The organism is Serratia sp. GW822-FHT06E05 (assembly GCF_058799445.1).
Window position 1 is genome coordinate 257,920 of the sequence record NZ_JBXALM010000007.1, and the last position, 9,287, is coordinate 267,206.

Here is a 9,287-nt window from a genome sequence, read left to right on the forward strand (position 1 = left end):
CTCACCGACAGATTACGGCAAGAGAGAAGGCTGATCTGCGCCCTCTTTCTCCACTTTCTGCTGCAGCATGTGTTCACGTTTCATACCCAGCTTCAACGCCAGCGCGGACGCCACGTAGATGGAGGATACGGTACCGATAGACACACCGATCAACATAGCCAGAGAGAAGCCGTGCAGCATCGCGCCGCCGAAGATGTACAGCATCAGCACCACCATCAGGGTGGTACCGGAGGTCATCAAAGTACGGCTCAGCGTCTGGGTCAGCGACACGTTCATGATTTCGTAAGGCGTCCCGCGGCGGATCTTGCGGAAGTTCTCACGAATACGGTCGGAAACCACGATGCTGTCGTTCAACGAGTAACCGATAACCGACATCAATGAAGCGACGATGGTCAGGTCAATCTCGATATGGAACAGCGACAGCACACCCAAGGTGATGACCACGTCGTGCGCCAGCGCGATAACCGCCCCCAGCGCCAAACGCCATTCGAAGCGGAAACCGACGTAGATCAGGATACTGATCAACGCCACCAGCAGCGCCATGCCACCGTTTTGCGCCAGTTCGGTGCCCACGCTCGGGCCGACGAACTCTATGCGTTTTACGCTAGCGTTTTTGTCGACCGAATCGTTGATCACGCCGATCACTTTGTTACCCAGTTCCTGGCCAGCGGTACCGGTCGCCGGTGGCATACGCACCATCACGTCACGGCTGCTGCCAAAGTTCTGAATAACCGGGTCCTGGAACCCGGCTTTTTCCAGCGTATCGCGCATCAGATCGAGGTTGGCCGGTTTTTCCAGGCTGATTTCAATCACCGTACCGCCGGTGAAATCCAGACCCCAGTTAAAACCGCGTACCGACATAACGGCGATTGACGCGATCAGCAGCACCAGCGAGATGCCGAAGGCCACGTAATCCCAGCGCATAAAGTCATAGACTCTACGGCCGTAGTTGAGTTGTTCAACAGTATAATCCTGTGCCACAACGCACTCCTCAGATAGACAGCTTGTTAATGCGTTTGCCGCCGTAAAGCAGGTTGACGATGGCACGGGTACCGACAATCGCGGTGAACATGGACGTCGCCACACCGATTGCGGTGGTAATCGCAAAGCCCTTGATCGAACCGGTACCTACTGCGTACAGAATGATCGCGGTGATCAGGGTGGTGATGTTGGCGTCAACGATACTGGAGAAGGCGCCTTTATAGCCCTCATGGATCGCCTGCTGAACGGAACGTCCGTTCTTCAGCTCTTCCTTGATACGTTCGTTAATCAGTACGTTGGCGTCGACCGCCACCGCCAGCGTCAGCACGATACCGGCAATCCCCGGCATGGTCAGCGTCGCCCCCGGCAGCAGGGACATCACGCCGACAATCAGCACCAGGTTGGCGACCAGCGCCGTGGTGGCGATCATGCCGAACTTACGGTACCAAACCACCATAAACACGATGGATGCCACCAAGCCCCACAAGCAGGCTTCCAGACCTTGGGTGATGTTCTGTTGTCCCAGGGTCGGGCCGATTGTACGCTCTTCCACAATCTGGATTGGCGCAATCAGCGCACCGGCACGCAGCAGCAGCGAAAGCTGACGTGCTTCGTTCGGGTTGCCGATACCGGTAATACGGAAGCTGTTGCCCAGACGTGACTGAATGTTCGCCACGTTGATCACTTCTTCCTGTTTCACCAGAATCGCACGGCCATTGGCGTCTTTCTTGCCGCTGTCCTTGTACTCCACAAACAAGGTCGCCATCGGCTTGCCGATATTGTCCTTGGTGAAGTTGGACATCGCAGTGCCGCCGGCACTGTCCAGCGAGATGTTCACCTGCGGTTGGTTATATTCGTCGGTGCTGGAAGTGGAGTCGGTGATATGGTCACCGGTCAGGATCACACGCTTGTACAGCACTACAGGCTGGCCTTCACGGGTGTCTTTCACTTCTGAGTCGCCTGGGACACGGCCATTTGCCGCAGCCGTGACGTCCGCATTGGTGTTAACCAGGCGGAATTCCAGCGTAGCGGTAGCGCCGAGGATCTCTTTAGCGCGAGCGGTATCCTGAATGCCCGGCAGTTCGACCACGATGCGGTCGGAGCCCTGACGCTGCACCAGCGGTTCGGCAACGCCGAGCTGGTTAACGCGGTTACGCAGGATAGTGATGTTCTGCTGTACCGCGTATTCGCGCGCTTCGCTCAGACGGGCATCCGTCAAGTTGGCTTTCAGGGTGTTGCTGCCGTTGGCAGAGAACACCATATCGCGCTGACGCGGACTGAGGTAGCTGATGGCCTGATCGCGGGCAGCATCGTCACGGAAACGTACTTCCACGCCGTTGTTGTCCAGCTTGCGGATAGACGCATAAGGAATGCCCTTTTCACGCAGCTCGCTGCGCAGGGTATCCATGGTCTGTTCCTGCAGCTTGCTCAGGGCAGTGTCCATGTCGACTTCCATCAGGAAGTGCACGCCACCGCGCAGGTCCAGACCGAGTTTCATCGGTTCGGCGCCCAGCATGGCCAACCAGGCTGGTGTGGCCGGCGCCAGGTTCAGCGCAACCACGAACTTGTCACCCAGTTCCGCCATCAGGGCTTCACGGGCACGCAGCTGAATATCAGGATTGCTAAAGCGAGCCAGAATGGCGCCATTTTCCAGCGCAATCGACTTGCTCGTAATCTTGTCTTTTTCTAATACGGTACGGACTTGGTCCAGTGTAGTTTCACTGGCGGCGACACCGCGCGCGCCAGTGATTTGTACAGCCGGATCCTCACCATAGATGTTGGGAAGCGCGTAAAGCAGACCGATGAAGATCACCACGATCAGCATCAGATACTTCCACAAAGGATAACGGTTTAGCACGGCAATTCCCTTCGGGAAAACAAAATTACAGGGCCTTCATGGTACCTTTCGGCAGAACGGCCGCCACGAAGTCACGCTTGATCATCACTTCCGTGGTGTCATTCAGCGCAATGGCGATAATGCCGGTGTCAGCCACTTTGGTCACGCGGCCAATCAGGCCACCGGTGGTCAGCACTTCATCACCCTTGCCGATCGAGTCCATCAGCTTCTTGTGCTCTTTAGCGCGTTTCTGCTGTGGGCGCAGGATCATGAAATAGAAAATCAGACCGAACACCACCAGCATAATGATCAGAGAGTACGGGCTTCCCTGAGCCGGAGCCCCTGCGGATGCGACGGCGTCAGAAATGAAAAAGCTCATTGAAATTCCCTCATTAAGTTATCAATTATTAATTCAAGCGTTTAAAGGTGGAATCGGTTTACCGATCCGACCGTAGAAATCCGCAACAAACAGCTCTAATTTACCCTGTTCAATGGCCTCGCGTAAACCCGCCATCAGGCGTTGGTAGTGACGCAGGTTATGAATGGTGTTCAATCGGGCACCCAGTATTTCGTTGCAACGATCAAGATGATGCAAGTAGGCGCGGCTGTAATTGCGACACGTATAGCAATCACAGTCTTTATCCAGCGGAGAAGTATCATCCTTGTGCTTGGCATTACGGATTTTTACCACACCGTCAGTCACGAACAGATGGCCGTTACGGGCATTACGCGTTGGCATCACGCAGTCGAACATATCAATACCGCGACGCACGCCTTCAACCAGGTCTTCCGGCTTGCCGACGCCCATCAGGTAACGCGGCTTATCTTCCGGAATTTGCGGGCAAACATGTTCAAGAATGCGGTGCATATCCTCTTTTGGCTCACCGACCGCCAGGCCGCCCACAGCGTAACCATCAAAACCGATATCCACCAGCCCTTTTACTGAAACATCACGTAAATCTTCGTAAACACCGCCCTGAATAATGCCGAATAACGCATTTTTATTATTCAGTTCGTCAAAACGCTGGCGGCTGCGCTGCGCCCAGCGCAGTGACATTTCCATCGAACGCTTGGCGTAGTCCCAATCTGCTGGGTACGGCGTACATTCGTCGAAAATCATCACGATGTCGGAACCCAGGTCATACTGGATTTCCATCGATTTTTCCGGGCTGAGGAACACCTTGTCGCCGTTGATCGGGTTACGGAAATGAACGCCTTCCTCTTTAATCTTGCGCATTGCGCCCAGGCTGAACACCTGGAAGCCGCCGGAATCGGTGAGGATCGGGCCATGCCACTGCATGAAATCATGCAGATCGCCATGCAGCTTCATGATTTCCTGGCCTGGGCGCAGCCACAGGTGGAAGGTGTTGCCCAGCAGGATCTGCGCGCCGGTCTCTTTCACTTCTTCCGGCGTCATGCCTTTTACCGTGCCGTAGGTGCCGACAGGCATAAAGGCCGGGGTTTCCACCACGCCGCGGTCAAAGATCAGGCGGCCACGGCGAGCGCGGCCATCGGTAGTGTCTAATTCGTACTTCACTAAGCCTCCAGCATCAGAGAAACAGTCTGATGTCGTTAAAACAGGGCCGCGCCAGATGCGCAGCCCAGAAAATCAGGCGCCGACGGACTCTTGCTCCGCCTGCGGGTTACGGCTGATGAACATCGCATCGCCATAGCTGAAGAATCGGTACTGCTCGGCCACCGCCTGCTGATAAGCATTCATGGTGTTTTTATAACCGGCAAAGGCGGAAACCAGCATAATCAGCGTGGACTCCGGCAGGTGGAAATTGGTCACCAGCGCGTCAACCACCTGATAATGGTAGCCGGGGAAGATAAAGATGCTGGTGTCGCCGAAGAACGGGGCAATTAACGCCTCCTTGCTGGCGTTTGCGGCGCTTTCCAGGGAACGCACCGAGGTCGTGCCTACCGCCACCACGCGCTTGCCGCGAGCTTTACAGGCCAATACCGCGTCAACCACGTCCTGCGGCACTTCCGCATATTCGGCGTGCATGACGTGTTCTTCGATGGTTTCCACCCGCACCGGTTGGAAGGTGCCGGCGCCCACATGCAGCGTGACAAAGGCCATCTCGATGCCCTTCTCACGCAGCGCGGCCAGAAGCGGCTCGTCGAAGTGCAGCCCGGCGGTCGGCGCAGCGACGGCACCCGGCTTCTCGCTGTAGACCGTCTGATAAAGCTCGCGGTCAGCGTCTTCGTCCGGGCGATCGATATAAGGTGGCAGCGGCATGTGGCCGACGGCATTGAGGATAGTGAACACGTCGCGCTCATCGTTGAAACGCAGTTCGAACAGCGTATCGTGACGCGCTACCATGGTGGCGGCGATGCTTTCATCGTCGCCCAGCAGCAGGTCGGCGCCCGGCTTAGGCGCTTTCGACGCGCGAACGTGCGCCAACACACGATGGTCATCCAGCACGCGTTCAACCAGGACTTCAATCTTGCCGCCGCTGACCTTGCGGCCAAACATGCGGGCCGGGATCACCCGGGTATTGTTGAACACCAGCAGATCGCCGGCTTCCAGATTATCCAGCAGATCGGTGAATACGCCGTGCGTCAGCGCCCCGCTCGGCCCGTCCAACTGCAGCAAGCGGCAACCGCTACGCTCAGATTGGGGATAGCGGGCAATCAGGGACTCGGGAAGTTCAAATGAAAAATCGGCGACGCGCATGGGTATTCACTTCTTCAATTGTATATACCCTATGCATTTCAAGTTGCAGTTAGGCGGCCAGCTTGCCCATCTCCGGGAGCTTACTTGAGTAAGTGACCGGAGTGGGCAAGTGCAGCCAACAACACTGCGGCTTGAAAGGCGACGGGTATGTTAGTCATAAAAAACAGGCGGCCTAGTCTAAAGCTGTGGGCGGTCAGCGGCAAGAAATAAGGAGGATTTGCATGACTTCAGGTATAGTTGCCGGATGAATTTTCTCGCTCATCTCCATTTGGCCCAGCTTGCGGAAAGCTCGTTACTGGGCAATCTGTTGGCCGACTTCGTGCGCGGCAACCCCGCAGGCGAGTACGATCCCGAGGTGGTGGCCGGCATTATGATGCACCGCCGCGTCGACGTATTGACCGACAGCCTGCCGCAGGTCAAAGCCTGCCGCGACTATTTCTCTGCAGAACACCGGCGCGTAGCGCCAATCACGCTCGACGTGGTATGGGATCACTTTCTGGCTCGCCACTGGCAGCAACTGGAGCCGTCCCTCAGCCTGCACGGCTTTACCCAGCAAGCCCGCAGCCAGATCGTGCCGCATTTGCCACTGACGCCGGCGCGCTTTCAGAATTTGAACGGTTATCTCTGGCCGGAACGCTGGCTGGAGCGCTACGCCGAACTGCCGTTTATCGGCAACGTGCTGGTGGGCATGGCCAGCCGTCGTCCACGCCTGGCGGCGCTGGCGGGATCTTTCGCCGACGTAGAGCGCAATTATCATCAGCTTGAAACACAGTTCTGGCAGTTTTACCCCCAGATGATGCAGCAGGCAAAAGAGAAAAAGCTGTAAGGTCAAACCAAACCCATTGAAAATGCGACGCTTTACAAGAAATTGCTTTTTAAGCCTTGCCCTTTTACGGGAAAAGGTTATTTTTAAAGCTCGCTAAATTTAATCAACGACTTTGATAGGTAAAAGCTATCTCATTGATTGGTCTTTTACCCTTTATTCACCCAGTCGTGGCCCCTATACTGGCCCTTGTTTTTACATCAACCCCTTAACACCTATTACAGGAGTAATTATGGTCCTGGTAACTCGTCAAGCCCCTGACTTCACCGCAGCTGCCGTACTCGGCAATGGCGAAATCGTTGAAAACTTCAACTTCAAGAAGCACCTGAACGGCAAACCGGCCGTCCTGTTCTTCTGGCCGATGGACTTCACCTTCGTATGTCCTTCTGAGCTGATCGCTTTCGATCACCGCTATGAAGAGTTCCAGAAGCGTGGCGTTGAAGTGGTTGGCGTTTCATTCGACTCAGAATTTGTCCACAACGCATGGCGTAAAACCCCAGTCGAAAATGGCGGCATCGGGGAAGTGAAATACGCAATGGTTGCTGACATTAAGCGTGAAATTCAGAAAGCTTACGGCATCGAGCACCCAGAAGCAGGCGTTGCCCTGCGTGGTTCTTTCCTGATCGACAAAGACGGCGTGGTTCGCGCTCAGGTTGTTAACGACCTGCCAATCGGCCGTAACATCGACGAAATGATCCGTACCGTTGACGCATTGCAATTCCACGAGCAGCACGGCGAAGTGTGCCCGGCTCAATGGGAAAAAGGCAAAGCAGGTATGGGCGCTTCTCCAGACGGCGTTGCTAAATACCTGTCCGAAAACGCTTCCAAGCTGTAATTTCAGCCCATTAGCGTATCAACCGGCCCTTGTGGCCGGTTTTTTTTGCGCCAAATTAGGGCGTACTGCCCAGTTATCGTGCTTCATTTCCTTGTTTCCGCTCACATTTCCCCGGCGGTTTTCCGCGCGTATCCCTATCAGCAGCTAGTATCAATAACGCTGGCCCACTCTTTGCACGACACCGGTGGCAAGCCAAACACAATAAGAAAACTGACAGGGTAGGAATAACTATGTTTTTACAGAAATGGAGCAAGCCGCTGACCATGGCGGCGCTGCTGGTCAGCAGCAGCCTGTATGCCGCATCCAATCCGGCGGTCGAAGCCAAAAACGGCATGGTGGTAACATCGCAACATCTGGCCTCTCAGGTCGGCGTCGATATCCTGAAGCTGGGCGGTAATGCCATAGACGCAGCCGTGGCAGTGGGTTACGCGCAGGCGGTGGTCAACCCGTGCTGCGGCAACATCGGCGGCGGGGGCTTTATGACGGTGCACCTGGCTGACGGCACCGATACCTTTATCAATTTCCGTGAAACCGCGCCGGCGGCGGCCAATGCCAACATGTATCTGGATGCCGAGGGCAACGTGAAGAAAGGTGCCAGCCTGTATGGCTATCTGGCGGCGGGCGTGCCGGGTACGGTACTGGGAATGGAAACTGCGCGCGTTAAATACGGCAAGCTGAGCCGCGAACAGGTCATGGCGCCGGCCATCAAACTGGCGCGCGAGGGCTTTATCTTGACCCGTGCCGACACCGATATTCTCGATACGACCATCGCGCGCTTTAAGCAAGATCCGGAATCCGCCAAAATCTTCCTGCGCGTTGACGGCACGCCACTGCAGCCGGGCGATCGCCTGGTGCAAAGCGATTTGGCCAACACCCTGACCGCTATCGCCAAAGAGGGGCCAGACGCCTTCTACAAAGGCAAAATTCCCCAAGCGGTAGAGGCAGCAGCCAAACAAGGTGGCGGTATCCTGACCGCGGCCGATTTCGCCAACTACAAAGTGACCGAAACCCCGCCGATCACCTGTAGCTATCGCGGCTATAAATTTGTATCGGCGCCCCCACCCAGCTCAGGCGGCGTGACGCTGTGCGAAATCCTCAACGTGGTTGAGGGTTATGACCTGAAAAGCATGGGCTTCAATTCGGCAGCGGCAATCCATACCATGACCGAAGCGATGCGCCACGCCTATATGGACCGCAACACCTACCTTGGCGACCCGGAGTTCATCAAGAATCCGATCGACAGGCTGGTCAGAAAGAGCTATGCCGAAGAAATCCGCAAGAAAATCGTCGCTGACAAAGCTACACCGTCGGAAAACGTACAGCCCGGCATGGAACCCCACGAGAAGCCGGAAACCACCCATTACTCGATTGTCGATCATGATGGCAACGCTGTCTCTACCACCTATACCGTTAACGGCCGCTTTGGCGCGGTGGTGATCGCACCGGGCACCGGCTTCTTCCTCAATGATGAAATGGATGACTTCACCGTCAAGGTCGGCGAGAAAAACCTCTATGGCCTGGTGCAGGGTACCGCCAACAGCATTGCCCCCGGTAAGCGCCCACTATCGTCGATGAGCCCGACGCTGGTGACCAAAGACAATAAAATCTTTATGGTACTCGGCTCGCCGGGCGGATCCCGCATCATCACCATCACCCTGCAGACCGCGCTCAACGTGATTGACCACGGCATGGCGCCGCAAGAGGCGGTAGATGCGCCACGTATCCACCATCAGTGGTTGCCGGATGAGGTTTACTACGAGCAGCGCGGCGTTTCTGCCGATACGCTCAAAATCCTTGCCGGTATGGGTTACAAGATGGTTGAGCAAACGCCGTGGGGCGCGGCGGAGCTGATTCTGGTGGGCCTGCCGGGTGCCGCCGGAGTCAGCCCGGCCAACTCCGGCAACGATTCGGCAGTGTCCGGCAAGGTGCGCGAAGGCTACCTGTACGGTGCCAATGACGTTCGCCGCCCAGCCGGTTCTGCCGTGGGATATTGATCGGCTCATTGGGCGTGTGAACGCCCACTCACTGAATTAAGGGCCGGGATACCGTAATGTCGTTCACTTAAGGTGTTTTTTAGGCCAGTTCAATGTTCTTTTCGGTCGATAAACGGGCAAAGCTCCATGAGGTTCTG

At 56.0% G+C, this 9,287-nt stretch carries 8 protein-coding genes; 3 read left to right on the plus strand and 5 right to left on the minus strand.

The window, feature by feature from the left end:
- Positions 1 to 12 precede the first annotated feature (12 nt).
- From secF to queA, 5 genes are all read right to left on the minus strand, one after another.
- Positions 13 to 981, minus strand: coding sequence for a protein translocase subunit SecF (gene secF, locus AC1RKC_RS17465; protein ID WP_020825464.1), 969 nt, complete (start codon positions 979 to 981; stop codon positions 13 to 15).
- Between the two features lie 10 nt (positions 982 to 991).
- Positions 992 to 2,839: a protein translocase subunit SecD gene (gene secD / locus AC1RKC_RS17470; protein ID WP_071844576.1), complete on the minus strand. Its 1,848-nt coding sequence runs from the start codon at positions 2,837 to 2,839 to the stop codon at positions 992 to 994.
- 25 nt (positions 2,840 to 2,864) lie between these two features.
- Positions 2,865 to 3,197, minus strand: a complete 333-nt coding sequence (gene yajC, locus AC1RKC_RS17475) for a preprotein translocase subunit YajC (protein WP_004949246.1) — start codon at positions 3,195 to 3,197, stop codon at positions 2,865 to 2,867.
- Between the two features lie 33 nt (positions 3,198 to 3,230).
- Entirely contained in the window at positions 3,231 to 4,355 is a 1,125-nt protein-coding gene (gene tgt / locus AC1RKC_RS17480) for a tRNA guanosine(34) transglycosylase Tgt (RefSeq protein WP_020825462.1), read from the minus strand.
- Positions 4,356 to 4,427: 72 nt separating this feature from the next.
- Entirely contained in the window at positions 4,428 to 5,498 is a 1,071-nt protein-coding gene (gene queA, locus AC1RKC_RS17485; RefSeq protein ID WP_020825461.1) for a tRNA preQ1(34) S-adenosylmethionine ribosyltransferase-isomerase QueA, read from the minus strand.
- A gap of 244 nt (positions 5,499 to 5,742) precedes the next feature.
- On the opposite strand from queA, the gene AC1RKC_RS17490 reads away from it, so the two are divergent.
- The 3 genes from AC1RKC_RS17490 to ggt all read left to right on the plus strand — a co-directional run bounded on the left by AC1RKC_RS17490 (position 5,743) and on the right by ggt (position 9,150).
- Entirely contained in the window at positions 5,743 to 6,324 is a 582-nt protein-coding gene (locus AC1RKC_RS17490; RefSeq protein ID WP_261138735.1) for an ACP phosphodiesterase, read from the plus strand.
- A 229-nt stretch (positions 6,325 to 6,553) separates the two neighbouring features.
- The gene (locus tag AC1RKC_RS17495) at positions 6,554 to 7,156 is read left to right on the plus strand and encodes a peroxiredoxin C (protein ID WP_020825459.1); all 603 of its coding nucleotides are present in this window, start codon (positions 6,554 to 6,556) and stop codon (positions 7,154 to 7,156) included.
- A gap of 230 nt (positions 7,157 to 7,386) precedes the next feature.
- Positions 7,387 to 9,150, plus strand: a complete 1,764-nt coding sequence (ggt, locus tag AC1RKC_RS17500; protein WP_493092524.1) for a gamma-glutamyltransferase — start codon at positions 7,387 to 7,389, stop codon at positions 9,148 to 9,150.
- The last annotated feature ends 137 nt before the right edge of the window (positions 9,151 to 9,287 follow it).